Source organism: Comamonas sp. GB3 AK4-5 (assembly GCF_041320665.1).
Lineage (GTDB): Bacteria > Pseudomonadota > Gammaproteobacteria > Burkholderiales > Burkholderiaceae_C > Comamonas.
The window spans coordinates 3,138,903-3,163,141 of the sequence record NZ_CP166730.1 but is presented as its reverse complement, the minus strand read 5'-3'; the positions used below and the strand labels follow the sequence as shown (position 1 = coordinate 3,163,141).

Below are 24,239 nucleotides of genomic sequence, written 5' to 3'. Positions count from 1 at the left end.
GGGGATGGTCAGGCAAAGCGGGCGTAGGCCGCTGCCGCAAAGGCGCAGACACAGAGCACCAAGGTCAGCAGCACGGCGGCGCTGCCCATGTCCTTGGCGGCCTTGGACAGGGCATGCCACTCGGGGCCATAGCGGTCGATGGCAGCCTCCACGGCGCTGTTGAGCAGCTCCGTCACCAGCACCAGCACCAGCGTGGCCACCAGGAATATGCGCTCCAGCCAGCTTTGGCCCAGCCACAGGCCCAGGGGCAACAGCAGCAGGCAGAGGCTGGCTTCGGTGCGGAAGGCCTTCTCCTGCCAGGCTGCGCACAGGCCATCGCGGGAGAAGGTCAGCGCATGCCACATGCGGCGCAGACCGGTGCGTTGTTTTTGCAGGTTCTGAAAAGGTGGGGGGGACATGGCAGAAAAGCTCAGGGGCGGGTGCTGATCAGGCGGGTACCTGCCAGCACATCGTGCAGGAACTGGCGCTGGGGGTGGAAGCGGCTCAGCAGGGCCCATACGGCCACCCAGCCAAGCACAATGACCGTGTTTTCTGCTGCAGGCAGGTGAAACGGTGCTGCTGCAGCCAGTGGCGGCAGAAACCACAGCCAGCACAGCGCATAGCGTGCCAGCGCACGCACCCGGGTGAGGGGGCGGCCATGGGTATCGACCACGCGCAGATGCCAGGTCTTCATGGCCAGGGTCTGGCCCGATCGGCTCCAGAACCAGGTGAAATAGGCGCCGAACACCAAAAACAGCAGCACTTGCAGTGCCTGCGCGCTTTGCAGGACGGGAAGGAGCAAGGCCAGCACCCCTTGTGCCAGCACGGCAATGAACAGCAGGGCGAACAGCAGCAAGCCTTCATACAGCCAGCAGGCCATGCGGCGGCGTAGGCTGGGAGCGGACAGGCTGGAAATGGCGGAAGAAGATGGAGGCAGTGCGTTCACAAGGGGCGGGAACAAAAAACCGCAGTGCACAGCGCTGTCGACAAGGCCCGCGATCTGTGGCTGCTTTGCCTGGCCGTACTGCGTGTACTGCTGGGGGCAAAGGCCTCGTTTCAAGTGCAAACCGGTGGTTTGCGGGGCGCGTGAACCACGCTTACTGTGGGGAATGAATGGGGGGGAAGTCCGGGTGTGGTGAATAGACCGCCCCGCTTTGCGGTGTTTCAGTCTGTTGCACGGGGGCATTGTCGCCCAAAGGCGGCAGGTTGATCACTGGCGCTGCTTGCGGTGTCACGACGGGAGCGGTCTGCACGGGCGCATCGGGGAAGGGATGTGGCAGGGCTGCCGGCGGATGCGGCGGAATCTTGGGTGGATTGGCCACGTTGGCAGATGGTGCGTTGGCGGCCGGAATGGTGGCCAGCTTGCGCTTGGCCGGCACGCGCAGCGCGGTGGCCGCGCCATGGCTCTTGGGCGCTGCCTTGGCCGCCAGGCGACGTTTTTCCTCGTCGCTCAAGGCCTGGTAGGCATCCCATTTGGCCTGCAGCTCCTCGGAGGACAGCTGGCGGCTGGCGAAAAAGTTCAAGCGGGCCTGGTTGCGCTGCTGGGCGCTGAGGCTGGCCCAGGTCTGCATGCGGCGGTGCAGTTTTTCCTGGTCTTCGGGCTGGAGTTGGTCAAAGCCATCGGCCAAGCTCATCCAGCGACGCTTGGTGAGCTCGGCCATATTGCTCCAGCGCTCCTGGAGAGGTTCCAGCACCCGTTGCTGCGGCTTGGACAGCTCACGCCATTGCGGGCCGGAGTTGGAGCGCTGCAGCTCCTGGTGGGTGCTGGCCGCCAGCGAGCTGTGAGGAGTGCCCGCCGGGCCGGGGACCGAGAGATCGGCCGGAACGGCGCTGGGCGCCATGCGCGCCTGCGACACTGCCCAGCCACCGCCGATCGCCAGGCCCAACAGCACAGCTACCGCCACGGTGGTGGCAGCACGCAGGGAGGGGGAAGTGGCGGCGCTCGGTGCTCTGGTGTGCATGCAGTCGGTGGGGGTCGTGTTCAGTGCGCAGCGGTACCGGGCTGGCTTTGCAGGTATTGGATAAAGCCTGGGTCGCTGTAGGCGTCAGGCGGCAGGGCGTCGGTCAGCAGTTCGGTGTCGAGCTCGGCCACTTCGGTGGTGGTGCTGCTGTCTTGCTGCACGCCGATAAAGGCAATGCCGGCCACCATGGCTGCGATGGGTAGGGCGGTGAGGGCGGTGCGCAGCCACTGGGGCAGGCCCCAGCCCATGCCCGCAGGGGCTGTGCCCATTGTGGCGGAGCCGTCGGCGCCGATCTGGATGGTGTGCAGGGATGCTTCTTGCAGCGGTTGGACGAGCAGTAGGGCGTCGCGCTTGCGCACGGCCAGGGCCTGCTCGCGGGAGGCGCGCAGGCGCTCGGTGACCACATAAGGCAAGTCCGCCTCGCCAGCGGTCAGGCGCGCAGCGATCTTGCTGCCGAATTGGTCGACAGCGCTTTCCAGGTAAGAGGCGGTATTCATAGCTCGATTCCTTTGGCCTTCAGAGCCTTACTGAGGGTTTGGATGGCGCGGAAACAATGTGTTTTTACACTGCCTTCGGAGCAGCCCATGGCCGCAGCGGTTTCAGCGACATCCATCTCCTCCCAATAACGCAGCAGGAAAGCCTCGCGTTGACGTGCTGGCAATTCTTGTATCTCTTTTTCTATGCTTTGCAAAATCTGTGCGCGCTGTGTCGTGTCTTCGGCACTTTGTACGGTTTCTCCGCCACTGCTGTTGGCATGGGTTTCCAGCCAGTTGTAGCCGTCGTCTTCGCCGTCGCGCTGCTCCAGGTCGCCGATGTTGGTGAACAGGGCGTTGCGTGTCTTTTGGCGGCGGAACCAGTCCAGCGTGCAGTTCGACAAGATGCGCTGGAACAGCATGGGCAGCTCGTTGGCCGGCTTGTCTCCGTAGTGCTGGGACAGCTTGATCATGCTGTCTTGCACGATGTCCAGTGCGGCGTCCTCGTCGCGAACGTGGAAGATCGCACGCTTAAAAGCGCGCTTTTCCACGTCTTTGAGAAATTGGGACAGTTCGGATTCGGTGGCCAAAACAGGGCGGGAGAGAGGTCGCAGGCTGCCTGGCAGCCGGGAGGAAAGACATGATTATCGCATTTGCCTACGAATTCCTGCCGCAGTTGGCACAAACGCTTGTTGCAGTGCGATAATGTGCGCTGCATTTCAAAAAGGCAAACAGGTCACGGTCCGGCGTTTACTCATTTCGCCCATGTCCTTGGCCCTAAGTCCTGAACCACTCCCACAAGGAGGCGGCCAGGGGCACCCAAGGTTTTTCGTTAGAGAAATTCACAAAGGTTGATCATGGAAATCTCCAAGGCCGAGCTGTCTGCAGCTGCTGCTTCCACGCAGACGGGCACCCAGGAATTGATGGGTGCCGAAATTCTGGTCAAGGCCTTGCAGGCCGAAGGCGTCAAGCATCTGTGGGGCTATCCCGGCGGTGCGGTGTTGTATATCTACGACGCGCTCTACAAACAAGATTCGATTCAGCATGTGCTGGTGCGCCACGAACAGGCGGCTGTGCATGCGGCAGATGGTTTTGCCCGTGCCACGGGTGAAGTCGGCGTGGCCCTGGTCACCTCCGGCCCCGGTCTGACGAATGCCGTCACCGGCATTGCGACGGCCTATACCGACTCCATTCCCCTGGTTGTGATCAGCGGCCAGACCTCCACCAACTACATCGGCACCGACGCCTTCCAAGAATGCGACACCGTGGGCATCACGCGCCCGGTGGTCAAGCACAACTTCCTGGTCAAGGATGTGCGCGATATCGCGGCCACGATGAAGAAGGCTTTCCACATCGCCCGCACCGGTCGCCCGGGGCCTGTGGTGGTGGATATTCCCAAGGACGTGTCCTTCAAGAAGGCCGCCTACGCCGGCTACCCGCAGAGCGTGGAAATGCGCTCCTACAACCCGGTGAAGAAGGGTCACTCCGGCCAGATCCGCAAGGCGCTGCAGTTGTTGCTGGCCGCCAAGCGCCCCTATATCTACACCGGTGGTGGTGTGTTGCTGGGCAATGCCTGCAACGAGCTGCGCACCCTGGTGGACCTGCTGGGCTACCCGGTCACGCATACCTTGCTGGGCCTGGGTGCTTACCCGGCCAGCGACAAGAAATTCCTGGGCATGCTGGGCATGCACGGCACCATCGAAGCCAACAACGCCATGCAGAACTGCGATGTGCTGCTGGCCGTGGGTGCGCGCTTTGACGACCGTGTGATTGGCAACCCCAAGCATTTCATGTCGGTGGAGCGCAAGATCATCCACATCGACATCGATCCATCCTCCATCTCCAAGCGGGTGAAGGTGGATGTTCCCATCGTGGGCGATGTGAAGGATGTGCTGGGCGAGCTGATCAGCATGATCCGCGAGGCTGCGGCCAAGCCCGATGCGGCCGCGTTGGGCCAGTGGTGGGAGACCATCGAAAGCTGGCGCAGCCGCGAGTGCCTGAACTACAGCCATGGTGATGGCAGCGTGATCAAGCCGCAGTTTGTGGTGGAAACGCTGTGGAAGATGACCAAGGACGCGGATTGCTACATCACGTCCGACGTGGGTCAGCACCAGATGTGGGCCGCGCAGTACTACCGCTTTGACGAGCCGCGTCGCTGGATCAACTCCGGCGGCCTGGGTACCATGGGCGTGGGCCTGCCTTACGCCATGGGCATCAAGCTGGCCAAGCCCGACGCCGAGGTGTTCTGCATCACCGGTGAGGGCTCCATCCAGATGAACATCCAGGAGCTGGCGACCTGCTTCCAGTACAACACGCCGGTGGTGATCTGCGCGTTGAACAACCGCTTCCTGGGCATGGTGCGCCAGTGGCAGGAGATTGAATACTCCGGCCGCTACAGCCACAGCTATATGGATTCGCTGCCCGACTTCGTCAAGCTGGCCGAGGCCTATGGCCACCGCGGCATGCTGATCGAAGACCCGGCACAGGTGGAGGGCGCGCTGCGCGAAGCCCGTCGCATCGTGCGCGAAGAGGGCAAGACCGTGTTCCTGGACTTCCGCACCGATCCCACGGAAAACGTCTTCCCCATGGTCCAGGCGGGCAAGGGCATCACCGAGATGCTGCTGGGCGCCGACGACCTGTAAGCCACGCTTTGGAAACCATAGCGGTCATAGCTTCTATACCGCTGGTTTCCGAGTGTTTGAACGCGCAAATCCAGGCTGTGCCTGCGGTAAGCGCTCCTAAATTGACGAATCTATTGTCTGCCAAGCCCGCCGCTTACCGGCGCCGGGGGAGGGCAGCAAAAAGAGGAATCTGCAGATGAAACACATTATTGCCGTGCTGCTCGAAAACGAGCCCGGAGCCCTGTCGCGTGTGGTCGGCCTGTTCTCGGCCCGCGGCTACAACATCGAATCGCTGACCGTGGCGCCCACCGAGGACCCATCGCTGTCGCGCATGACCATTCTGACCACCGGTTCGGACGACGTGATCGAGCAGATCACCAAGCACCTGAACCGCCTGATCGAAGTGGTCAAGGTGGTGGACCTCACCGAAGGTGCCTACACCGAGCGCGAGCTGATGATGGTCAAGGTGCGTGCCGTGGGCAAGGAGCGCGAAGAGATGAAGCGCATGGCCGACATCTTCCGTGGCCGCATCATCGACGTCACCGAGAAAAGCTACACCGTGGAGCTGACCGGTGACCAGTCCAAGAACGATGCCTTCTTGCAAGCCATTGACCGCAGCGCCATCTTGGAAACTGTGCGCACCGGCGCCAGCGGTATTGGCCGCGGCGAGCGCATCTTGCGCGTCTAAACCCCATGCCTGTGGAGTGCTGCTGATGCAGCCATGACGGTGCAATCCGCACCGTCATCCACAATCCCCCTGTTTTGAACCAACACCCACACCAACAAGCAACTGGAGCCAACCATGAAAGTTTTCTACGACAAAGACTGTGACCTGAGCCTGATCAAGGGCAAGACCGTGGCCATCATCGGCTACGGCAGCCAAGGCCATGCCCACGCACAAAACCTGAACGAATCCGGCGTGAACGTGGTCGTCGGTCTGCGCAAGGGCGGTGCCTCCTGGGACAAGGTCGGCAAGGCCGGCCTGAAGGTCATGGAAGTCAACGACGCCGTGAAGGCCGCTGACGTGGTCATGATTTTGCTGCCCGACGAGAACATCCCCGAGGTGTACAACAACAACGTCGCGCCCAACATCAAGCAAGGCGCCACCCTGGCCTTTGCCCACGGCTTCAACGTGCACTACAACCAAGTCATCCCCCGCGCTGACCTGGACGTGATCATGATTGCCCCCAAGGGCCCCGGCCACACCGTGCGCTCCGAGTACCTCAAGGGCGGCGGTGTGCCTTCCCTGATCGCCATCTACCAAGACAAGTCCGGCAAGGCCCGTGATGTGGCACTGTCCTATGCCATGGCCAATGGCGGCGGCAAGGGCGGCATCATCGAAACCGACTTCAAGGAAGAAACCGAGACCGACCTGTTCGGCGAGCAGGCCGTGCTGTGTGGCGGCGCGGTGGAGCTGGTGAAGATGGGCTTCGAAACCCTGACCGAAGCCGGTTACGCCCCAGAAATGGCCTATTTCGAGTGCCTGCATGAGCTCAAGCTCATCGTGGACCTGATGTATGAAGGCGGCATCGCCAACATGAACTACTCCATCTCGAACAACGCTGAGTATGGTGAGTACGTGACCGGCCCCGAAGTCATCAACGAAGAATCGCGCAAGGCCATGCGCAATGCCCTGAAGCGCATCCAAAGCGGTGAATACGCCAAGATGTTCATCAGCGAAGGTCGCTTGAACTACCCATCGATGACGGCCCGCCGTCGCCAGAACGCCGACCACGCTATCGAAAAGGTCGGTGGCCAGCTGCGTTCCATGATGCCTTGGATCGCTAAGAACAAGCTGGTGGATCAGTCCAAGAACTGATGCCCCAGTGGCGGTGCGGCGGCCCTGCCGCTGCCCGCTGCCACGCAACGCCCAAAGCCACCCGAAAGGGTGGCTTTTTTCGTACGCACCGGGTGTGACAGCCATTGGTGCGCAGCCGACTGTTGCAGCACGGGTACACTGCAGGCCATGGGGTGCGGCCATGGGTCAGCGCCTGAAATACTACGGTTTTGATAGCTCTCTGTGCAAGCAGCTGTAGCTTAGGAGGTGAGTTTGATGCAAAACGAGAATGGATCTGGCGACACCAGGACGGGCATGCCGCGCAAGCTGCGCAAGGGCATTTATGTCCTGCCCAACCTGTTCACGCTGGCCGCGCTGTTTGGTGGCTTTTACGCCATCGTCATGGCCATGAACAACCAGTTCGAGCTGGCTGCGGTGGGCGTGTTCTGCGCCATGGTGCTCGACAGTCTGGATGGCCGCGTGGCGCGCATGACGCACACCCAAAGTGCCTTCGGCGAGCAAATGGATTCGCTGTCCGACATGGTGTCCTTTGGTGCTGCGCCGGCCTTGATTGCCTATGAATGGGCGCTGCGTCCGTTGGGTCGCTGGGGCTGGATTGCGGCCTTTGTGTATTGCGCCTGTGCGGCTTTGCGCCTGGCGCGTTTCAACGTCAACACCGGCGTGGTGGATAAGCGCTACTTCCAGGGCATGCCTTCGCCTGCGGCGGCCGCCCTGGTGGCCGGCTTCATATGGTTGACCAGTGCGCTGCTGGTCTCGCACCGCGATGTGCCGATTTTTGGTGAGGTGATCTCCTGGTTTGGAGGCTATCCCACGGACCGTGCCGATCTGTCGTGGATCATGTTCGCCGTCACCTTGTTTGCCGGTCTGACCATGGTCACCAATATTCCCTACTACAGCTTCAAGGACTTCGGCGGGCGCCGCAGCGTGCCCTTTGTGTTCCTGGTGGCTGCCGCGCTGTTGATCGGTGTGGTGAGCATTGAGCCGGCCACCATGCTGTTTTTGATCTTTGTGGGTTACTCGATTTCGGGCTACATCATCTATGGCTGGCGTCGTTCCAAGGGCCACCAGGTGAGCATCGTGGCAACGTCCAAAGACGAGCCCGATGAGCGCGGTCTGCACCATGATGATTGATGCGCTGCGCAAAAAATACAGCGTAACGCCAAACCTGTGCTAAAGTGATCCGCATGCAAAACCTGTCGCTAGCCCTACTAATCTCCATGTCCAACGGGCAGAGCCAGTAGCGCGCGCGTCAACACCCTACTTCCACGGCCCGTCAGCACCAGCGACGGGCCGTTTTGTTTTGTGGGGTCGCTGGGGGCAGGCCACTTTTCTTGATTCACTAAAGAAAGATCTCTCCGATGTTGCAGAATCCCGCTACCAAATACCGCCCCTTCGCTCCGGTGCGCCTCACAGATCGCACCTGGCCCGATGCGGTGATTTCCAAGCCCCCTGTCTGGTGCAGCGTGGACCTGCGCGATGGCAACCAGGCTTTGATCGAGCCCATGGACATCGAACGCAAGATCCGCATGTTCGAGCAACTGGTGGCCATCGGTTTCAAGGAAATCGAAGTCGGTTTCCCCTCCGCATCGCAGGTGGAATTCGACTTCATGCGCAAGCTCATCGAAGAAAACCGCATCCCCGACGATGTCACGGTGCAGGTGCTGACCCAGGCGCGTGAACACCTGGTGCGCCGCACGTTTGAAGCCCTGGAAGGCGTGCCCCGCGCCATCGTTCACCTCTACAATGCCACGGCGCCGGTGATGCGCCGCGTGGTGCTGAACATGAGCGAAGACGAAATCGTCGAACTGGCCACCACCAATGCCCAGATGTTCAAGGACATCGCGGCCACCTACCCGCAAACCCAGTGGACCTTCCAATACTCGCCCGAAATGTATTCGGACACCGAGCTGGAATTCTCCAAGCGCGTGATCGATGCCGTCACCGCCGTGTGGCAGCCCACGCCCCAGAACAAGTGCATCATCAACCTGCCCACCACGGTGGAGCATTCCACGCCCAATATCTTTGCCGACATGGTGGAGTGGACGCACCGCCACATCGCGCGCCGTGACAGTGTGGTGCTGTCGGTGCACCCCCACAACGACCGTGGCACCGGCACTGCCACTGCCGAGCTGGCCCTCATGGCCGGCGCCGACCGCCTGGAAGGCTGCTTGTTCGGCAACGGTGAGCGCACCGGCAACCTGGATGTGGTGAACGTGGCGCTGAATATGTACATCCAGGGTGTGAACCCTGGCCTGGATTTCTCCAACATCGACGACATCCGCAGCACGGTGGAATATTGCAACCAGCTGCCCGTGCACCCACGCCACCCGTATGTGGGTGACCTGGTCTATACCTCCTTCTCCGGCTCCCACCAGGACGCCATCAAGAAGGCCTTCGCCGCTTACCAAGATGGCGATATCTGGGATATGCCTTACCTGCCCATCGATCCCAAGGACCTGGGTCGCAGCTACGAAGCGGTGATCCGCGTGAACAGCCAATCGGGCAAGGGCGGTATCGCCTATCTGCTCGAAAGCGAATATGGCTTGCAACTGCCCCGCCGCTTGCAAATCGAGTTCAGCCAGGCCGTGCAGCGCGAAATGGATGCGTCCGGCAAGGAGCTCACGGCTGCCGACCTGTGGGCTCTGTTCCAGCGTGAATATGGCCTGGGTGAGTTCCGTACTCCGCAATACCGTCTGCAGGAAGACGAGGGCGTGGTCACGCTGTCCGCGACCATGGACTGGCAAGGCCAGCGCCTGGAGCTGGAAGGCCAGGGCACCGGTCCCATCGATGCCTTTGTGCAGGCCCTGAGCAGTGCCGTAGGCCGCACCGTGAGGGTGCTGAACTACAGCGAGCATGCCGTGGGTGAGGGTGCCAACGCACAGGCCATTGCCTATGTGGAAGTGCGGGTGGATGAGGCGGAAGTGGTGCACGGTGTGGGCAAGGATGCCAACATCGTCTCGGCCTCCATGCGGGCCATTTTGTCGGGCCTGCGCCGCACGCCACAGGCTGCCGAGCAAGCGGTGGCAGTCTGAGCGCAGAACCCGCAACCCCTGCATCTTTGATGTAGGGGTTGGCTCTCTCTGTGGGCGACTCGCGAGTAGCAAGCCCTGTCTTTCTCTGAAAAGGCAGGGCTTTTTGCTGCTCCGCCCAGACGGAAAGCGAAGTGAATGCTTCAGTTTTTTTGAAGAAGCATGTGCAAAAATTTGTGCCAAGAATATAATTTAAGAATCGGCATGCGGATGTCTTTGTAAGTCATTGATTCGATTGTTTTTTAATCCCGCATGCCTCCCATTTTTTTGCTGCCGGAGCATTCGCATGCACTCCCTCCGCCGACCTGCACCTCGCCGTATCGCCCAAGCGCTGGCATTTTTCACCCTGGCCTGCGCCCTGAGCGCGCAGGCGGCACCCGGCAAGCAGCCCGCCAAAAAACAAGTCAGTGCCACGGCGAGCAAGTCTTCGGCCAAGACCCCAGCCAAGGCCGAACCACGCAAACGCGTGGAGGTCAAGGCCGAGCGCAAAAAAGCCGTGGTGGCCAAGGCGGCGCCTAAACGCGGCGGCAATGCACGCAAGGCGACCGTAGCCACCGCTGCAGCCGCCGGAATGGTTGTGGCACGTCCTTCATTCGGGCAGATGGCAGGGCTGCACCAGGTGAATGACCCGCTGGACCTGCAGTCCAGCGTGGCCCTGGTGATGGACCAGGACACCAAGGAAGTGCTGCTCAGCAAGAACGACCACGCCGTGCTGCCCATTGCGTCGCTGACCAAGCTGATGACGGGGCTGTTGATTTCCGAGGCCAAGCTGCCCATGGACGAGCAGATCACCATCACCCAGGATGATGTGGACACCGAAAAGCACAGCAGCTCACGCCTGCGTGTGGGCACCACGCTGACCCGCGGCGAAATGATGCATCTGGCCCTGATGTCCAGTGAAAACCGCGCAGCCCATGCCTTGGGTCGGACCTATCCCGGTGGCCTGGGCGCGTTTGTGGGACAGATGAATGCCAAGGCCAAGTTGCTGGGCATGGCGGACACCCGTTATGTGGAGCCCACAGGCCTGTCCAGCAGCAACCAGTCCAGCGCACATGACCTGGCCATCCTGGTGAATGTGACCCATGCCGACCCCCTGCTGCGCGAGCTGTCCACCTCGCCCAATATGGAGGTGGCGGTGGGCAACCGCATGATGCAGTTCAACAACACCAACCGCCTGGTGAAGAGCGACAACTGGGACATCGGCCTGCAAAAGACCGGCTACATCTCGGAAGCCGGCCGTTGCCTGGTGATGCAGGCCCATGTGGCGGGCCGCAAGCTGATCATCGTGTTTCTGGATTCGGCCGGGAAATTCAGCCGCCTGGCCGATGCAGAGCGTGTGCGCCATTGGGTGGAGGGCAAGGTTCCCTCGAGCCCCATCGCCAGCCGCATCAAGGGCTAAGAACGTGTTCAAAGTCTCCTCGCGGCGCGCCAGCGTCTTTGGGGGATGGGATACAAGGCGCGACACCGCAGCAATAGCCGTGCTATTGCGAGGATTCGCAACACAGTAGACCGCCCGCAAAGGCACTGGCCCGCAGGGTTGGAGCGAAATCGGGCGATTTCTTCGCGCTGAAGCTTGCTTGCACACGGGTGCAAGCTGCGCCCCACCGCTTCGAACTCATCCCGATTGCGTTCCAACGCGCCTGCGTAGAGACATTGAACACGTTCTAAGACATGTCGCCTGCCTCGGCAGGCAAGCCAGGAAAAGGGACCGGAAGGTCCCTTTTTGCATGGGGGCGAGGAGCGGAACCGGTCTGGCGGGTGTGGGTGCTGGGCAAAGGTGTCGCTGCCGCAGGGGCATACATGCGAAAATGCGGTTTTGATTGCTGTGCCGGCGCCACATCAGATGAGAATAAGCGCCTTTGCCCGCACGGCTGCCTCGGCCCGAGGTCGAGGAATAAACGGACAGAACATGCCAAGCTACAACGCCCCTTTTGAAATCCACGTCCACGGCCAGGTAGTGCTGCGCGCGGATGTGACCTTTGAGCAGCTGCAAGAAGCGCTCAAGCCGCTGTGGGCCTATGCCGGAGCACGCTCGCTGGCCGACGGTGCTGCCAGCGCCTATGAGGAGGAGCCTGGCATCCAGTACAACGCCAAGGAGCATGTGCTGCAGATGTGCTGGACCGTCTCGGGTGACGATGACTTCCGCCAGGCGCTGGACGATATGTGCATGGGCCTGAACGAGCTGGCCGAACAGGGCGCTTCCATCGAGGTGACGTTCTACGACGCCGAGTTCGACGAAGAGGAAGAGGGCCCCGAAGCCCAGTCGCGCGACGACTTTGTGATGCTGTTCGTGGGCCCCACTCCGGCGGCCATCATGCAGGTGCAGCGCGACCTGCTGGTCCAGGATGTGATCAATATGATGGAACGCCACTTCGATGCCTCCGAGCTCAGCGGCGTGGTCACCGAGATCGACAAGCTCTTCACCCAGCGCTTTGACAGCCTGGTCAGCTCGCTGGAGCTGGGCAAGTTCCCGCGCGGCCCCGGCGGTGCAGCAGGTGGCCATGGCGGCAACGGCCGCCGGCCGCGTCACCTGCATTGAGCTGGCAGCAGGCTCCGGGCAGGCTTCCCATGCCGGGAGGCTCTGCCTTGCATTCCTGGCCTGGGTTGTAATCCGGCCCTTACCCGCGTCTCATACCCGCGCCCATGTCTGTATCTCCCCCGCTCGCGCTGCCCTATCTGGCGGCCTATCCTGCTGCGCTGCAGGACCAGGTGCACAGCCTGCTGGCCCAGCCCCAGGGCGCGCGTGACTGGCTGCTGAAGCGCCACCCCACCCCCCATGCCTTGCGCACGGACAAGGCGCTGTTCGGTTATGTGGATGCGCTCAAATCCAGTTTTCTGCGCAAGGCAGGCACCTTGCATAAGGTGGTTTACGACAACAAGCTGCATGTGGTGCGCAATGCTTTGGGCACGCACACCCGCCGCAGCGTGGTTCAGGGCAGTCGGCTCAATACCCGGCATGAGATCCGCATTGCCGCGCTGTTTCGGCAGGCCCCCGAGGCTTTTTTGCGCATGATTACCGTGCATGAACTGGCCCATCTGCGCGAGCTGGAGCACGACAAGGCGTTCTACGCCCTGTGCACGCACATGGAGCCCGACTACCACCAGTACGAGTTCGAGGTGCGTCTGTACCTGAGCCATGTGGAAGCCGGTGGTGCGCGTTTGTGGGGTGAATCGATCTAGCGCCGCTGTCCCTCTTGGCTTTGCGCCATGGAAAAGCGGGTGCTCCGAGTGTTTTTTAAACAACCTGCACCGCCATCAGCTCCTCGCAGGCCACGCGGTTGCGCCCTGCATGCTTGGCGTTGTACATGGCCTGATCGGCGCGCTGCTGCAGGCGCTCCATGGCGGGAGGCGGATCGCAGTGGGCCGGGCTGCAGCTCACGCCAATGCTGGCGGTCACGCGCAGTGACTGGCCGAGGAAAACAATGGCTTGCTTTTCCAGTGCGGCGCGTATGTGCTCGGCCACGTTGTAAGCGCTGTCCAGCGTGGTGTTGGGCAGAAAAATGGAGAACTCTTCCCCGCCAACCCGGCCCAGCAGATCGCTGTCGCGCAAGCAGTGCTGCAGCACCTGGCTGGATTGGTGCAGCACATGGTCTCCCATGGCATGGCCGTGGTTGTCATTGATACTTTTGAAGTGGTCCAGATCCACAAACAGCACGGATACCGGCAAGCCCAGGCGCTGGCACAGCTGCAGCTGGGCATTGGACTGCTCGTAATAGGCGCGTGCATTGAGGGTGTGGGTCAGCGGGTCATGGCTGGCCAGGTGTCGCAGCTCCTGCTGGTGTTGTTCCAATCGGTGGTAGAGCTTGTAGAAGCGGCCGACATAGATATGGCCAGCGATGGCATTGGCGATCATGGCAAGGCACAAGGTCGTCAGGGTATTGGGGTAGGCAGAGAAGTCGTGAAGATGGAGCAGCCAAAAGCCTCCGCCCACTGCCAGGCCCAGACAACACCAGCCCCAGAAGTGACCCAGCATGATGAAGCTGCCAAACACCAGCAAGGCCAGCCATATGGATAGCAGCGGGTCAGGAGGCAGCCACCATGCGGTGACAAACAGGTTGGAAGCGTAGAGAAAGACCGTACACAGCCCTGTGGCCAACAGCTGGCGTGGATGCTTTCGCATCCAGCCCCACTGCGCCAGATTCAGCAGCATAAAGCCCAGCCAGCTGGTGGTGACTGCGTGTAGATAAGGCTGCCCCCAGGCCGTCAGGCAGTAGATGAGAATCCGCACCACGTTGCTGACTGCAGCAATCAGCGCAATGGTCACCAGAAGCCGGTGCTGAAAGGCCTGCACTTCTTCGTTGGGAGCAAAGTCGGTCTGGCCATACAGCCAATAGTGCAGGGGATGGGTGTGCGCCACGGTTCGGAGCTGCAGGGAGTGCGTGCAACCGCAAAGTCTAGACAGCAGGGCTGGGGTGCAGCGGCCGGCCATCGGGTCAGGAGGATGGCGGGCGCAAGGCGCTGGCTGTGCCGGCGCAGCGGTGCCATGCCTGCAGTGTGCTGCGTGGGCGACGCAGCAGCGCTGCTAGCTGTGGGCGGCCGCGGGCTGCTGCGGCATGTCCGCCTGCTGGCAGCACGTTGCGGGCAGTTGCAGCCAACGTTGGGCCGCAGATTGCAAGGCGGCCAGGCTGCCTGTGGTCATCAGCTGCAGCTGCGTCGGGCCGGCCACGGCATGCTCCGGTGTGGCGGCGGGTTCCGGGGCCAGGTGGCCCGCAGCGGCCAGCAGGCGGCGGGTTTGCCGGGCCACGGGCGCGCCGGTGTCGATCAGCTGCACCTCCGGCCCCAGCAGGCTGCGCAAATCATCCTTGGCGAAGATGTAGTGGGTGCAGCCCAGCACCAGGGTGTCCATCTGCCCGGTTTTGACGCCAAAACTGCCTAACAAGCCCGTGTAGAGAGTGCAGAGCGCTCTGGTTTCGGTAGCGGTTGGGTCTGCAGGCAGCGGCGCTTCGGTACCCAGTTCAATGGCGCGGGCCAGTCCATCGCAGGCCTGCACATGAAACTGCGCGCGGCCGCCATGCTCGCCCACCAGGCGGGCAAAGCGCTGGCTGCTGACCGTGCCCCGCGTGGCGATCACGCCCACATGCCGGGTCTGGCTGGACAGCGAGGCGGGCTTGAGTGCGGGCTCCACCCCAATCAAGGGCAGATCGGGCAGCTCGGCACGCAGCAGCTCCACGGCTGCTGCCGTGGCGGTGTTGCAGGCAATCACCAGGGCCTTGATGCCATGGGCCTGCACCAGATGCCGGGCAATGGCGCGGGTGCGCGCGATGACAAAGGCATCGCCGCGCTCGCCATAAGGAGCATTGCCGCTGTCGGCCAGGTAGACAAAGCGCTCATGCGGCAGTTCGTGGCGCAAGGCCTGCAGCACGCTCAGGCCGCCAATGCCGCTGTCAAACACCCCGATGGGGGCCTGAAAGCTGGGAGGCAGAACAGGAGATGCGGAAAGTGAGGCAGGCATGGCGCGGGGGGCAGGCTTTTAAAACGGCCCAGTATGCACCGGGCTGCAGTGGCCGGGCGCAACTGGGGCCACAGAACACGCTCTCAGGCTTTCAGGGCGGAGGGCTCCGGGGCCGCCAGGCGATACAGCACATGGCGGCGCAGCGGGTGGTTGGCGGGCAGGGCGGGGTGCTCGAAAGTGGCGGGGTCACGCTGCATGCCCAGGCGCTGCATGACGGCAGCCGAGGGCAGATTGGGCAGGGCGGTAAAGCTCACCACTTCGGGCAGTTGCAGCACCTGAAAGGCAAAGTCCAGCGCCGCGCGTGCGCCTTCGCTGGCCAGGCCTTGGCCCCACCAGGGGCGCGCCAAGCGCCAGCCCACTTCCACACAGGGCTGGCTGCGCGTGGAAAACGGCAGGGCAGGGGTGGGCGTGTTCAAGCCGATCATGCCGATGAACTGCCGGCTTTCCAGGTGTTCTACGGCCCAGAAACCCCAGCCCTGGCGTGCGATGCGTCGCTGGATCTCATCGGCCAGTGCGTCGCTTTGTGCGGTGGTCAGCGGCTCGGGAAAGTAGCGCATCACCTCGGCATCGGCATTCAGTGCAGCAAAGGCTGGCCAGTCTGCTGGCTGCCAGGGGCGCAGGCGCAGCCGGGGAGTGAGCAAGCTGTGGGGAAGGTGGGGGAACATCATGGCGCTCTCAGTCTTGACCGGGTGTTGCAGGCGTTACGCTGGCGCCGCATTCCGGGCAGAAGCGGTCACCGTGGCGCAGGCGGTGGCCCAACGGGCACTCCAATTGCGCCAATATGCGTGGGCGTCGCCAGGCGGAAAAGAAAATGCAAAAGGCGACGCCGTAAAACAGCATGGCATGCCCGGTGATGGGGCGCAGTGCACTCAAAGGGTCGTCGGCCACACGCTGCACGCTCAGGAAGAAATTGACAAAGGCGTAGATGAACAGGCCGCCGGCCGCGTAGCGCATCCAGGGCGGGCAGCCGGCCAGCAGGGCACGCCAGGAAAACGTCCCACTCCCTGTCGGATGCATGCGCTGTGCCAGCAGTACGGCAGGAAACCAGACGACGAAGATACCCATGGTCAGCGCACCGCTGTAGTTCTCCAAGGGCAGGGGCAGCCAGGTGGGGGCCCGGCCTGTCAGCACACACAGGTGCAGGGCGGCGCTGAGTGAGAAGGCGCAAGCGGCGAGGGCCATCAAGGGAAGCAGAAAAACAGTCATGGGCAAGGAGAAAACGAAAGAGGGCGATCCAGCCAGATCCCGAAAATGCAGGCAGGCACTGCAGCGCCTAACGTGTCAAGGTGGGGGTGGGCGCTGGAGAGGGTCAGGGTCTGTATTGTCTCCGCGTTGCAGCTGCACGGCGCGCACCCAGGTGCCCAGCATGCTGCGCCGGCCTTGCAGGTCCACAGGCAGCGGGCCATCGGGCAAGGCATCAAAGTCGCTGCGGTCCACACAGAACTCGAACAGCCAGTAGTCGACATGGGTCAGCCGCAGCTGGTGGCTGCATGCGCGCCGGCTGCTGCCGCGCTTTTTGTGGGCGGTGGTGCTTTGCTGTACCTCCTGGCCCAGCCAGCGCGTATAGGCCATGGGCAGGGTCAGGGCCAGGTTCAGCCACAGGATAAAGACGGTGAAGGCCACGCACAGCGGCAGCATCAAGCAGCGCTTGCGTGGGCTGTAGTGCAGCCAGGGGCCGCCCGGCCGCCACAGGCCCAGGCGATGCCAGCGGCGCAGCAGCAGGCCGGTTGCTGCGGCCAAGACCAGCGACAGCACCAGGGCCATGCGCTGCCAGCCAGTGGCGGGCACAAAGCTGCGCACCAGAATAGGTGCCAGCGCGCCCAGCATCAGCAGCAAAAAACCACAGGCCAGCCAGCGCTGCTGGCGCGAGGCATCCGGGGCACACAGGGCGTTCATGGGTGGACGTGTCGGTTCACAGCCATCGGCGCACACGGGCGCAGTAGGCAGCGTAGTCCGCGCCAAACTTGGCCTGCAGTGCACGCTCCTCGGGCAGGATCTGAAAGCGCGTGATATAGGCCGCAAACAATGCCAGGGCCAGCAGGCCCAGCGGCGCACCCAGCCATGCCACCCAGGCCGTCAGCAGCAGGGCCATGCCCACATACATGGGGTTGCGGGTGAAGCGGTAAATGCCGTCTTGCACCACGGCGCTGGCCTTGCCCGGCGTCAGCGGGTTGACCGTGGTGCGGTGGCGGCGAAAAGCCCAGAGGCCGGCCATATCACAACCCAGACCGCACAAGGCCAGCACCACCGCCAGCGGCAGGCGCAGCAGCCCCTCCAGTGTGGCCTGCGGCAGTCCATCAGCCAGGCCATAGGCCAGGGCTGCACACAGCAGGGCCACGACAGGGGGCGGAATCTTGTGTTCGAGTGTGGACATGACCCGGGTCAGCCTCCCATGGGTGTGCACAGCTCCACCAGCGTGCCATCCGGGCAGCGCAGATAAGACACGGTCTGGCCCCAGGGTTTGGTGCTGGGTGCGGCCAGCTCTGCCGCGCCCTGGGCCAGGGCCTGTGCGTGGGCGCTGGCCACATCGGCGGTGACCAGGGCAATCTCAAAGCCCAGTGGCTGGGGCGAGGCATGGGCCGCCACATGACCGCCGGGGAAATTGCTGTCGCCCAGCGCATGGTCGGCAAAGGCCAGGGTGGTGGCACCGGTGTCCAGCTCGCCATAGGTGCCGGAGTCATGCAAAAAGCGCTGGCGCAGGCCGAAGGCACGCTGCCAAAAGTCCAGTGTGGCGGCCACGTCGGGTACGTAGATGATGGTGTAGCCCAGGTGCATAGGAGTCCTTGTGAGGGTGGAGAAAAGACAGCGCCTCGGGCGCTGCATGCTGCGCATGGTAGGGCATGACACCTCAGGAAAACCATGTCCTGACTATCCCGCAGTGCAGCGGCGGGCCGAGGGTAGGCCGCTGCACAGGCCCAAATAATGGGCGTTTTTACACAACCGGGGAGGGATGCCATGGTGTGCAGGCAGATTCGGGTGTTGCCATATGGGGTGGCAGGTGGTGCGGTCATTGCGCTGTTGGGCAGTTTGGCAGGCTGCGGTACCGCGCCGCCGCAGTTGCCGGCCCAGCCGCTGGCCTGTGCCCAGCTGCAAGGCCTGCAGGTGGCGGCCGCTCAGATTGGCTTGCCCACACAGGGAGCGGTGGTGACCCAGGCCCAGGTGGTGGCCGCCGGTGGTGAGGGTGTGGCAGCGCTGGGGGCCTACTGCAAGCTGCTGGTGGACATTCGCCCGGTGGATGGGGCCGCACCCGCCATCAAAGCCCAGTACAACCTGCCGCTGCAGTGGAATGGCAAGGCCTTGATGGGCGGCGGCGGTGGCTATAACGGCACCATCCCCAGCATGACCGGCAACTACGCTGCCGGCCCGGCACGCACGCCGGTGCCCCTGGCCCAGGGCTATGCCACCTTCTCCAGCGATTCGGGCCACCAGGCCGGGCCCAGCACCAGCCGCGATGGCAGCTTTGGGGTGAGCGATGAGGCGGTGCGCAATTTCAGCGGCGACGCGCTGAAGAAAACCCGTGATGTGGCCGCCCAGCTGATGGCCTGGCATTACGGCAAGCTGCCCCAGCGCTGGTATTTTGTCGGTGGCTCCACCGGCGGGCGCGAGGCCCTGGCCGTTGCCCAGCGCTGGCCCCGGGACTTTGATGGTGTGATCGCCTGGTACCCGGCCTGGAATGCCGCTGCGCTGGACCTGCAGTTTGGCCGCATCACCCGCGCCCTGGCCCAGCCCGGAGCCTATCCCACCCAGCCCCAGCGCGCACAGTTGCTGCGTAGCGCGCTACAAACTTGTGACCACCTGGATGGGGTGGAGGACGGTGTGGTCTCCAACACCACAGCCTGCAATCGTGTGTTCGACCCCGCCACCGCTTTGGTGGATGGCAAGCCGCTGCGCTGCGAAGGCGGTGTGGCCGGTGGCGAGCAATGCCTATCGGATGCACAGATCACCGCACTGAAGGTGATGGACAGCCCCATCCGTTTCCAGCGCCCGCTGGGCAGCGGGGAGACGCAGTACCCCGGCTTCAACGTCTGGGGCTCGGACCTGGGGCTGGCGCGTGGCACGCTGCAAGCACCCACCATCACGCTGCTGGCGCTGGGAACGGGCCAGCCTCGCAGCCCCATGCCGCTGGAGGCGCCCTACCACAGCGTGTTCTGGGACCAGTGGGTGCGCCACTTCGTCACGCGCGATGCGCAGTTCGACAGCCTGGGCCTGGACCCGCAAAAACCAGGTGCCTGGCAGGCGCGCATCGATGCTCTGACCCGGCTGCAGGATGTGAACCGTACCGACCTGTCGGCCTTTCGCGCACGCGGCGGCAAGCTGCTGATGGCCCATGGCACGGCCGATGTGCTGGTCAGCCACCGCGCCACACGCGATTACTACGAGCGCCTGGTGCAGACCATGGGCGTGGCCGCAGTGCGCGACTTTGCCCGCTATTACGAGGTCCCCGGCTATGGCCATGCCGTCAGCGCCATCTACAACGCGGCCTGGGACAGCCTGGCCGCGTTGGACCTGTGGGTCACCCAGGGCGCGGCACCGCAAAGCCCGGTGGTGGAAGACACCCTGGGCCAACCCGGGCGCAGCCGGCCGCTGTGTGAATACCCGGCCTGGCCACGCTACCGGGGCAGCGGTGATGTGAGGGCCGCCGCCAGCTTTCAGTGTGTGGTGGAGTAAGGCGCTAGGACACTAGGGAGTAAGGGGGCGGCACAGCAGCCCCGGCCTTGGCCTCAGGCCTTGTGTTGCTGCTCCACATGCCGGGCAAAGCGGTCGAGAATGCTTTGCCAGCCGGCGCGCTGCTGTTCTATGGGGTGCGAGGACTCGGCATCAAAAGTCTCGCGCACGGTCACGCCGTGGGGCGTGTCCTCAAACTCCACCAGCAGCTTGCGGCCACCGAAGTCGCTGGCAATCAGCTGGCCCGGCACAATCCGGGTGTAGCTGCCGGCAAAGTCAAAGCCCATGCTGCCGTCCTTGGCCTCCATGCGGGAGGAGAAATGGCCGCCCTCGCGCAGATCAACCTCAGAGCGCACGGTGTGCCAATCATCCGATGCGGTGTTCCACTGCAGGATGTCTGCAGGAGTGTTCCAGGCATGCCAGACGGCATCCAACGGAGCCTTGATGGTGGTGGCTATCGTGATCTGCATAAACATCTCCTGTGCAAGCAAGAAGGCCTGTACCTGGGGCATATGCCCCCGGCGCAGGCTGGAACTCAATAGGCCTTGTACGGCAGGAATTTACCCGAGAGCACCACGCGCACCCGGTCGCCGTTGGCATGGGGTTCGCGCTCTATGTCCATGCTGAAGTCGATGGCGCTCATGATGCCGTCGCCAAACTCCTCGTGGATCAGCTCCTTGATGGTGCTGCCGTAGACGTTGACCACCTCATACCAGCGATAGATCAGCGGGTCGGTGGGCACAGAGGTCGGCAGCGAGCCCTTGTAGGGCACCACCTGCAGCCACTTCGCCTCTTCTTCGCTGAGGTCGAAGATACCGGCCACGATGGCGGCCTGTCGGGCGTCAAACGTCATCTGCCCCAGGCAGCCGGCCGTGACCCATTCCTTGCTCAGGCCCACGGCCTTGGCCACGTCTTCCCATTTCAGGCCCTTGCTGACCTTGGTGGTGATGATTTTCTCGGTGACGTCGTTGCGGTTCATGGGGCAGTCCTTTCCTCAGGTGCAAAACAGGTGTTGGCAGGCGTTGGGCCGTGGAGGCCTTGCCTGCATCTTAGGTGGAGGGCGCGCGCAGACCGTTGACCCAAAGTAAGAGGGCGAGCCAGCCCATTGGCAGAGGGCCTGGGCGCTCTACAGCACCGGGCTGAGCATGGCCAGCAGGTTGTGCCAGATGCGCTGCCACCAGGGCCAGGCATGGACCTGTGCGGCCGTCACGGCATGGGATGCGTGGATGTAGTCCTGCTGCCTGGCGCGTATGGCCTGGGTCAGCGCGTGGTCCTGCAGCAGCACATTGTTTTCAAAGTTCAGGTCAAAGCTGCGCAGGTCCAGATTGGTGGAGCCCAGCAGGCTGAGCTCGCCATCCACGCACAGCGTCTTGGCATGCAGCAGGCCGGGGCGGTATTCGTACAGCTGCACACCGGCCTGCAGCAGGCGGCGGTAGCTGCTGCGGCTGGCGGCACCCACAACCCAGGAGTCATTGCGGGCCGGCAGGATCAGGGTGACCTGCACGCCGCGCCAGGCCGTGGCGCACAGGGATTCGAGCACGGTGGCATCGGGCACAAAGTAAGGCGTGGAGATCACCACCTCCCGCTGGGCACTGGCCAGCAGCATGGCCACCAGTTGGGGAGTGGAGCGGGGGCGCTCCGTGGGGCCATCGGCAATGGCCACGGCGACAAAGCCCTCCGCTGGGGCGGGCGCACCATCTTCCGGCGCTTGGGGCTGGGGTGCAGGAGTTTGAGGCACAAAGGGCTTGGCACCGCTTTGCCCCCAGTCACTGGCAAACACCCACTGCAGCTGCAGCACCAGCGGGCCTTGCATGCGCAGCATGATGTCCACCCAGGGGGCGTAGCGCGGCTTGATGTGAAAGGCCTCGTCCGCACAGTTCTGGCTGCCGCAGTAGGTGGTGTGGCGGTCGATGATGGTGATCTTGCGGTGGTTGCGCAGGTCGATGCGGCTGGTCAGCATCACGCGCAGCGGGCGGTGTATGGGCAGGGCCACGGCCAGCTCCACGCCGGCAGCGGCCATTTGCTGCCACAGCGGCGAACGCAGCAGGCTGCGCGAGCCCAGTCCGTCCACCATGGCGCGGCAGCGTACACCGCGCTGGGCCGCGCGTACCAGGGCCTGGGCCATGGCGGTGCCGGTCTCGTCTGGCAGCCAGATGTAGTAGAGCACCAGGATTTCCTGCTGCGCCGCATCCATGTCCTGCAGCATGCGGGCGCGGGCCTGGCTGCCATCGGCCAGCAGCTCGGCATGGTGGCCGGCCTGGGGCACAAACCCGTTGACCGAGGCCGCATAGGCAAAGGCGCATTGCCAGGGCGGGGCAATGGCCTGCTGGGCTGCGCCCACGCTGGCGGCCGCGGCCTGGGGTGTGTTGCCCAGCTGCAGCTGCTGCAACTGGCTGGCCGGGGCATGGGCCAGCAAATAGGCATGGGTGTTCAGACGCTTGCGACCGCGCCCACGGCCCAAAGCCGCTTCGCCAAACAGGTAATACAGCAGGCAGCTGGCATAGGGCAGCAGCACCATCACCAGCAGCCAGCCCATGCGGACATCGGGGCGCAGGTCATCGCGCAGCAAAATGCGCAGCCCGAAGGCGGAAATCAGGAGTATGTGCAGAGCAAGCAGCAGCCAGGTCATGGCCGGCAGCATACCGAAATGCTGCGCTGCGGGCGGGACAGGCTGTGCAGGGCTAGCGGGGGAGCAGGGCGCTGGTGTCCAGCGCACTCATGGAATCCGCCGACTTGGCCACCATGTCCACCCCCAGCAGGGAGGAGGCGGCAAGCAGCGCCAAGATGGCGGTGACCACAAAGGCCAGCACCGGGTGGTGGCATGGATTTCGGGTAGTACGTCGCATGGCAAAACCCCAGGTTGAATGGAGTTCTTGCATTGCAACATAGGCAGGGCCGCCTGTCTGTCAGAGAACGCCGTTTGTGTGTAGCAAAGACTTGTCGGCCATAGCCATTCGCCGCGCGTATGCTGCAGGCATGGACCACGCCAAGACCCTGCTCATCGTCTACCACAGCCACACCGGCGGCACACGTCAGCTGGCCGAGGCCGCCTGCGCGGGCGCGCAGGCCGAGGGCGGGGTGACCGTGCGCCTGTTGCATGCCAGCGCCGCCGGTGCGCAGGACCTGTTGGATGCCGATGGCTATCTGTTTGCCACGCCCGAGAACCTGGCCGCCATCAGCGGGCTGATGAAGGATTTTTTTGACCGCAGCTACTACGGCGTGCTGGACCGCATTCAGGGCCGGCCCTATGCCAGCCTGGTCTGTGCCGGCAGCGATGGCAGCAACGCCGCGCGGCAGATAGCGCGCATCGCTACGGGCTGGCGGCTCAAAGCCGTGGCCGAGCCCCTGATCGTCTGCACCCATGCCCAGACGCCCGAGGCCATTCTGGCCCCCAAGCAGATCGCCGCTGCCGACCTGGCCGCCAGCCATGCTCTGGGCGAGGCGCTGGCCACCGGGCTGGCGCTGGGCGTGTTCTGAGCCCTTCTTCAGTACTGTTGCAGGCATTCTTAAATTGATAGCTGCCAACGTAATTGGTGCCTGCGTCAACAGCCGTTATGGCTTGCAGTACCATGGCCTGGTCACCCGTTTCTTGATTGCCACCGCCCATGGACACCCGCCAGCAAGCCATTGATGCCGCTTTCCACGTGATTGCCGAAAGTGGGGTGCAGGGCGCCACCTACCGCAAGATTGCTGCGCAGGCCCAGCTGTCCCCGGGCACGCTGACCTACCACTTCCCCAGCATTGACGATCTGCTGCTGGCCGCGTTTCGCCAGTTTGCCGACACCATCAGCCAGGGCTTTCATGCCCGTATGCAAGCAGCCAATGGCCCCGAGCAGGCCTGCGAGGCGGTGGTGGATTTGATTTGCGGTGAGGTCTGGCCCACCACCGCGCATTTGCTGCTGTCGTTCGAGCTCTACGCCATGGCCGCGCGCAGCGAGGCCTACCGCGGCGTGATGCACCAATGGATGGCGCAAAGCCAGATCGCTTTGCAGCTGTGCTTTGACGCCGACACGGCCCGGGTAATGGATGCCTTGATCGAGGGCCTGACCATCCACCAGGTGCTGGGCGCCCAGCCCTTGCCCAGGGCGCAGATTCTGCGCACCGTGCAGGCCCAGGCCGGGCTGCAGACCCGGGGCAATTGAGCCGCGGAGCTTTCCCTGCGCTCCTCCTTGTCAGGACGCCGGACAAGGGGCGCTTCACCGCGCTGCTGCCATCCCTACCGCGCATAGCGCCAGAGAAAGAATAGGCACCTCGTACCCAC

General features: G+C 63.4%; 27 protein-coding genes. 11 read left to right on the top strand and 16 right to left on the bottom strand.

The annotated features are described in order from the left end of the window. Positions 1–8 precede the first annotated feature (8 nt). The 5 genes from ACA027_RS14295 to ACA027_RS14275 all read right to left on the bottom strand — a co-directional run bounded on the left by ACA027_RS14295 (position 9) and on the right by ACA027_RS14275 (position 3,003). Complete coding sequence (locus tag ACA027_RS14295) at positions 9–398, bottom strand: diacylglycerol kinase (protein WP_370678882.1); 390 nt, start codon at positions 396–398, stop codon at positions 9–11. Between the two features lie 11 nt (positions 399–409). Further along, positions 410–859, bottom strand: a complete 450-nt coding sequence (locus ACA027_RS14290; RefSeq protein ID WP_370682590.1) for an RDD family protein — start codon at positions 857–859, stop codon at positions 410–412. A gap of 217 nt (positions 860–1,076) precedes the next feature. After that, a complete protein-coding gene (locus ACA027_RS14285) occupies positions 1,077–1,940 on the bottom strand; it encodes a DUF3106 domain-containing protein (RefSeq protein ID WP_370678881.1) in 864 nt (287 codons plus the stop codon). A gap of 20 nt (positions 1,941–1,960) precedes the next feature. Continuing rightward, the gene (locus tag ACA027_RS14280) at positions 1,961–2,437 is read right to left on the bottom strand and encodes a DUF3619 family protein (protein ID WP_370678880.1); all 477 of its coding nucleotides are present in this window, start codon (positions 2,435–2,437) and stop codon (positions 1,961–1,963) included. Beyond that, entirely contained in the window at positions 2,434–3,003 is a 570-nt protein-coding gene (locus ACA027_RS14275; RefSeq protein WP_370678879.1) for an RNA polymerase sigma factor, read from the bottom strand. The genes ACA027_RS14280 and ACA027_RS14275 overlap by 4 nt, the downstream gene beginning before the upstream one ends. 267 nt (positions 3,004–3,270) lie before the next feature. Here ACA027_RS14275 and ACA027_RS14270 point away from each other — a divergent pair, with 267 nt between their 5' ends. The 8 genes from ACA027_RS14270 to ACA027_RS14235 all read left to right on the top strand — a co-directional run bounded on the left by ACA027_RS14270 (position 3,271) and on the right by ACA027_RS14235 (position 13,041). After that, positions 3,271–5,055 carry an acetolactate synthase 3 catalytic subunit gene (locus tag ACA027_RS14270; RefSeq protein WP_370678878.1) on the top strand — a complete coding sequence of 595 codons (1,785 nt, stop codon included), beginning with the start codon at positions 3,271–3,273 and terminating at the stop codon, positions 5,053–5,055. Positions 5,056–5,230: 175 nt separating this feature from the next. Beyond that, positions 5,231–5,722 (top strand): acetolactate synthase small subunit, encoded by a 492-nt coding sequence (gene ilvN / locus ACA027_RS14265; protein ID WP_370678877.1) that lies wholly within the window; start codon positions 5,231–5,233, stop codon positions 5,720–5,722. Between the two features lie 114 nt (positions 5,723–5,836). Beyond that, positions 5,837–6,853, top strand: coding sequence for a ketol-acid reductoisomerase (ilvC, locus tag ACA027_RS14260; RefSeq protein WP_370678876.1), 1,017 nt, complete (start codon positions 5,837–5,839; stop codon positions 6,851–6,853). A gap of 234 nt (positions 6,854–7,087) precedes the next feature. After that, positions 7,088–7,963, top strand: a complete 876-nt coding sequence (gene pssA, locus ACA027_RS14255) for a CDP-diacylglycerol--serine O-phosphatidyltransferase (RefSeq protein ID WP_370678875.1) — start codon at positions 7,088–7,090, stop codon at positions 7,961–7,963. 227 nt (positions 7,964–8,190) lie between these two features. Beyond that, complete coding sequence (gene leuA, locus ACA027_RS14250; RefSeq protein WP_370678874.1) at positions 8,191–9,864, top strand: 2-isopropylmalate synthase; 1,674 nt, start codon at positions 8,191–8,193, stop codon at positions 9,862–9,864. A 283-nt stretch (positions 9,865–10,147) separates the two neighbouring features. Further along, complete coding sequence (pbpG, locus tag ACA027_RS14245) at positions 10,148–11,260, top strand: D-alanyl-D-alanine endopeptidase (RefSeq protein ID WP_370678873.1); 1,113 nt, start codon at positions 10,148–10,150, stop codon at positions 11,258–11,260. A 510-nt stretch (positions 11,261–11,770) separates the two neighbouring features. Further along, positions 11,771–12,400, top strand: a complete 630-nt coding sequence (locus tag ACA027_RS14240) for a DUF6806 family protein (protein WP_370678872.1) — start codon at positions 11,771–11,773, stop codon at positions 12,398–12,400. 104 nt (positions 12,401–12,504) lie between these two features. After that, on the top strand, positions 12,505–13,041 hold the full coding sequence (locus ACA027_RS14235) for a M48 family metallopeptidase (protein WP_370678871.1): 537 nt from the start codon (positions 12,505–12,507) through the stop codon (positions 13,039–13,041). A gap of 55 nt (positions 13,042–13,096) precedes the next feature. On the opposite strand, the gene ACA027_RS14230 is transcribed toward ACA027_RS14235, so the two are convergent. From ACA027_RS14230 to ACA027_RS14200, 7 genes are all read right to left on the bottom strand, one after another. Then, positions 13,097–14,218: a GGDEF domain-containing protein gene (locus ACA027_RS14230; RefSeq protein WP_370678870.1), complete on the bottom strand. Its 1,122-nt coding sequence runs from the start codon at positions 14,216–14,218 to the stop codon at positions 13,097–13,099. A gap of 165 nt (positions 14,219–14,383) precedes the next feature. Next, entirely contained in the window at positions 14,384–15,313 is a 930-nt protein-coding gene (murI, locus tag ACA027_RS14225; protein ID WP_370678869.1) for a glutamate racemase, read from the bottom strand. Between the two features lie 83 nt (positions 15,314–15,396). Continuing rightward, on the bottom strand, positions 15,397–15,981 hold the full coding sequence (locus ACA027_RS14220) for a GNAT family N-acetyltransferase (protein ID WP_370678868.1): 585 nt from the start codon (positions 15,979–15,981) through the stop codon (positions 15,397–15,399). 7 nt (positions 15,982–15,988) lie between these two features. Further along, on the bottom strand, positions 15,989–16,519 hold the full coding sequence (locus ACA027_RS14215; protein WP_370678867.1) for a hypothetical protein: 531 nt from the start codon (positions 16,517–16,519) through the stop codon (positions 15,989–15,991). A 75-nt stretch (positions 16,520–16,594) separates the two neighbouring features. Continuing rightward, complete coding sequence (locus ACA027_RS14210; RefSeq protein ID WP_370678866.1) at positions 16,595–17,209, bottom strand: hypothetical protein; 615 nt, start codon at positions 17,207–17,209, stop codon at positions 16,595–16,597. Positions 17,210–17,225: 16 nt separating this feature from the next. Next, entirely contained in the window at positions 17,226–17,687 is a 462-nt protein-coding gene (locus ACA027_RS14205; protein ID WP_370678865.1) for an isoprenylcysteine carboxylmethyltransferase family protein, read from the bottom strand. An 8-nt stretch (positions 17,688–17,695) separates the two neighbouring features. Then, a complete protein-coding gene (locus tag ACA027_RS14200; protein ID WP_370678864.1) occupies positions 17,696–18,088 on the bottom strand; it encodes a VOC family protein in 393 nt (130 codons plus the stop codon). A gap of 180 nt (positions 18,089–18,268) precedes the next feature. On the opposite strand from ACA027_RS14200, the gene ACA027_RS14195 reads away from it, so the two are divergent. Beyond that, positions 18,269–19,981 carry a tannase/feruloyl esterase family alpha/beta hydrolase gene (locus ACA027_RS14195; protein WP_370678863.1) on the top strand — a complete coding sequence of 571 codons (1,713 nt, stop codon included), beginning with the start codon at positions 18,269–18,271 and terminating at the stop codon, positions 19,979–19,981. A 53-nt stretch (positions 19,982–20,034) separates the two neighbouring features. Here the strand turns inward: ACA027_RS14195 and ACA027_RS14190 are convergent, their stop codons facing one another. The 4 genes from ACA027_RS14190 to ACA027_RS14175 all read right to left on the bottom strand — a co-directional run bounded on the left by ACA027_RS14190 (position 20,035) and on the right by ACA027_RS14175 (position 22,824). Further along, the gene (locus ACA027_RS14190) at positions 20,035–20,448 is read right to left on the bottom strand and encodes an SRPBCC domain-containing protein (protein ID WP_370678862.1); all 414 of its coding nucleotides are present in this window, start codon (positions 20,446–20,448) and stop codon (positions 20,035–20,037) included. A 65-nt stretch (positions 20,449–20,513) separates the two neighbouring features. Then, positions 20,514–20,957 (bottom strand): cyanase, encoded by a 444-nt coding sequence (gene cynS, locus ACA027_RS14185; RefSeq protein ID WP_370678861.1) that lies wholly within the window; start codon positions 20,955–20,957, stop codon positions 20,514–20,516. A 147-nt stretch (positions 20,958–21,104) separates the two neighbouring features. Further along, positions 21,105–22,607 carry a cardiolipin synthase gene (gene cls, locus ACA027_RS14180; protein ID WP_370678860.1) on the bottom strand — a complete coding sequence of 501 codons (1,503 nt, stop codon included), beginning with the start codon at positions 22,605–22,607 and terminating at the stop codon, positions 21,105–21,107. Positions 22,608–22,659: 52 nt separating this feature from the next. Continuing rightward, positions 22,660–22,824, bottom strand: a complete 165-nt coding sequence (locus tag ACA027_RS14175; protein WP_370678859.1) for a hypothetical protein — start codon at positions 22,822–22,824, stop codon at positions 22,660–22,662. A gap of 130 nt (positions 22,825–22,954) precedes the next feature. Here ACA027_RS14175 and ACA027_RS14170 point away from each other — a divergent pair, with 130 nt between their 5' ends. After that, entirely contained in the window at positions 22,955–23,455 is a 501-nt protein-coding gene (locus tag ACA027_RS14170) for a flavodoxin family protein (RefSeq protein WP_370678858.1), read from the top strand. A 128-nt stretch (positions 23,456–23,583) separates the two neighbouring features. Beyond that, positions 23,584–24,120, top strand: coding sequence for a TetR/AcrR family transcriptional regulator (locus ACA027_RS14165; RefSeq protein WP_370678857.1), 537 nt, complete (start codon positions 23,584–23,586; stop codon positions 24,118–24,120). The last annotated feature ends 119 nt before the right edge of the window (positions 24,121–24,239 follow it).

Bases quoted from the DNA above. Each gene is read 5' to 3' on its own strand.
- ACA027_RS14295 (WP_370678882.1), bottom strand. From the start codon at position 398: ATGTCCCCCCCACCTTTTCAGAACCTGCAAAAACAACGCACCGGTCTG.
- ACA027_RS14290 (WP_370682590.1), bottom strand. From the start codon at position 859: ATGGCCTGCTGGCTGTATGAAGGCTTGCTGCTGTTCGCCCTGCTGTTC.
- ACA027_RS14285 (WP_370678881.1), bottom strand. From the start codon at position 1,940: ATGCACACCAGAGCACCGAGCGCCGCCACTTCCCCCTCCCTGCGTGCT.
- ACA027_RS14280 (WP_370678880.1), bottom strand. From the start codon at position 2,437: ATGAATACCGCCTCTTACCTGGAAAGCGCTGTCGACCAATTCGGCAGC.
- ACA027_RS14270 (WP_370678878.1), top strand. From the start codon at position 3,271: ATGGAAATCTCCAAGGCCGAGCTGTCTGCAGCTGCTGCTTCCACGCAG.
- ilvN (WP_370678877.1), top strand. From the start codon at position 5,231: ATGAAACACATTATTGCCGTGCTGCTCGAAAACGAGCCCGGAGCCCTG.
- ilvC (WP_370678876.1), top strand. From the start codon at position 5,837: ATGAAAGTTTTCTACGACAAAGACTGTGACCTGAGCCTGATCAAGGGC.
- pssA (WP_370678875.1), top strand. From the start codon at position 7,088: ATGCAAAACGAGAATGGATCTGGCGACACCAGGACGGGCATGCCGCGC.
- leuA (WP_370678874.1), top strand. From the start codon at position 8,191: ATGTTGCAGAATCCCGCTACCAAATACCGCCCCTTCGCTCCGGTGCGC.
- pbpG (WP_370678873.1), top strand. From the start codon at position 10,148: ATGCACTCCCTCCGCCGACCTGCACCTCGCCGTATCGCCCAAGCGCTG.
- ACA027_RS14240 (WP_370678872.1), top strand. From the start codon at position 11,771: ATGCCAAGCTACAACGCCCCTTTTGAAATCCACGTCCACGGCCAGGTA.
- ACA027_RS14235 (WP_370678871.1), top strand. From the start codon at position 12,505: ATGTCTGTATCTCCCCCGCTCGCGCTGCCCTATCTGGCGGCCTATCCT.
- murI (WP_370678869.1), bottom strand. From the start codon at position 15,313: ATGCCTGCCTCACTTTCCGCATCTCCTGTTCTGCCTCCCAGCTTTCAG.
- ACA027_RS14220 (WP_370678868.1), bottom strand. From the start codon at position 15,981: ATGATGTTCCCCCACCTTCCCCACAGCTTGCTCACTCCCCGGCTGCGC.
- ACA027_RS14215 (WP_370678867.1), bottom strand. From the start codon at position 16,519: ATGACTGTTTTTCTGCTTCCCTTGATGGCCCTCGCCGCTTGCGCCTTC.
- ACA027_RS14210 (WP_370678866.1), bottom strand. From the start codon at position 17,209: ATGAACGCCCTGTGTGCCCCGGATGCCTCGCGCCAGCAGCGCTGGCTG.
- ACA027_RS14205 (WP_370678865.1), bottom strand. From the start codon at position 17,687: ATGTCCACACTCGAACACAAGATTCCGCCCCCTGTCGTGGCCCTGCTG.
- ACA027_RS14200 (WP_370678864.1), bottom strand. From the start codon at position 18,088: ATGCACCTGGGCTACACCATCATCTACGTACCCGACGTGGCCGCCACA.
- ACA027_RS14195 (WP_370678863.1), top strand. From the start codon at position 18,269: ATGGTGTGCAGGCAGATTCGGGTGTTGCCATATGGGGTGGCAGGTGGT.
- ACA027_RS14190 (WP_370678862.1), bottom strand. From the start codon at position 20,448: ATGCAGATCACGATAGCCACCACCATCAAGGCTCCGTTGGATGCCGTC.
- cynS (WP_370678861.1), bottom strand. From the start codon at position 20,957: ATGAACCGCAACGACGTCACCGAGAAAATCATCACCACCAAGGTCAGC.
- cls (WP_370678860.1), bottom strand. From the start codon at position 22,607: ATGACCTGGCTGCTGCTTGCTCTGCACATACTCCTGATTTCCGCCTTC.
- ACA027_RS14175 (WP_370678859.1), bottom strand. From the start codon at position 22,824: ATGCGACGTACTACCCGAAATCCATGCCACCACCCGGTGCTGGCCTTT.
- ACA027_RS14170 (WP_370678858.1), top strand. From the start codon at position 22,955: ATGGACCACGCCAAGACCCTGCTCATCGTCTACCACAGCCACACCGGC.
- ACA027_RS14165 (WP_370678857.1), top strand. From the start codon at position 23,584: ATGGACACCCGCCAGCAAGCCATTGATGCCGCTTTCCACGTGATTGCC.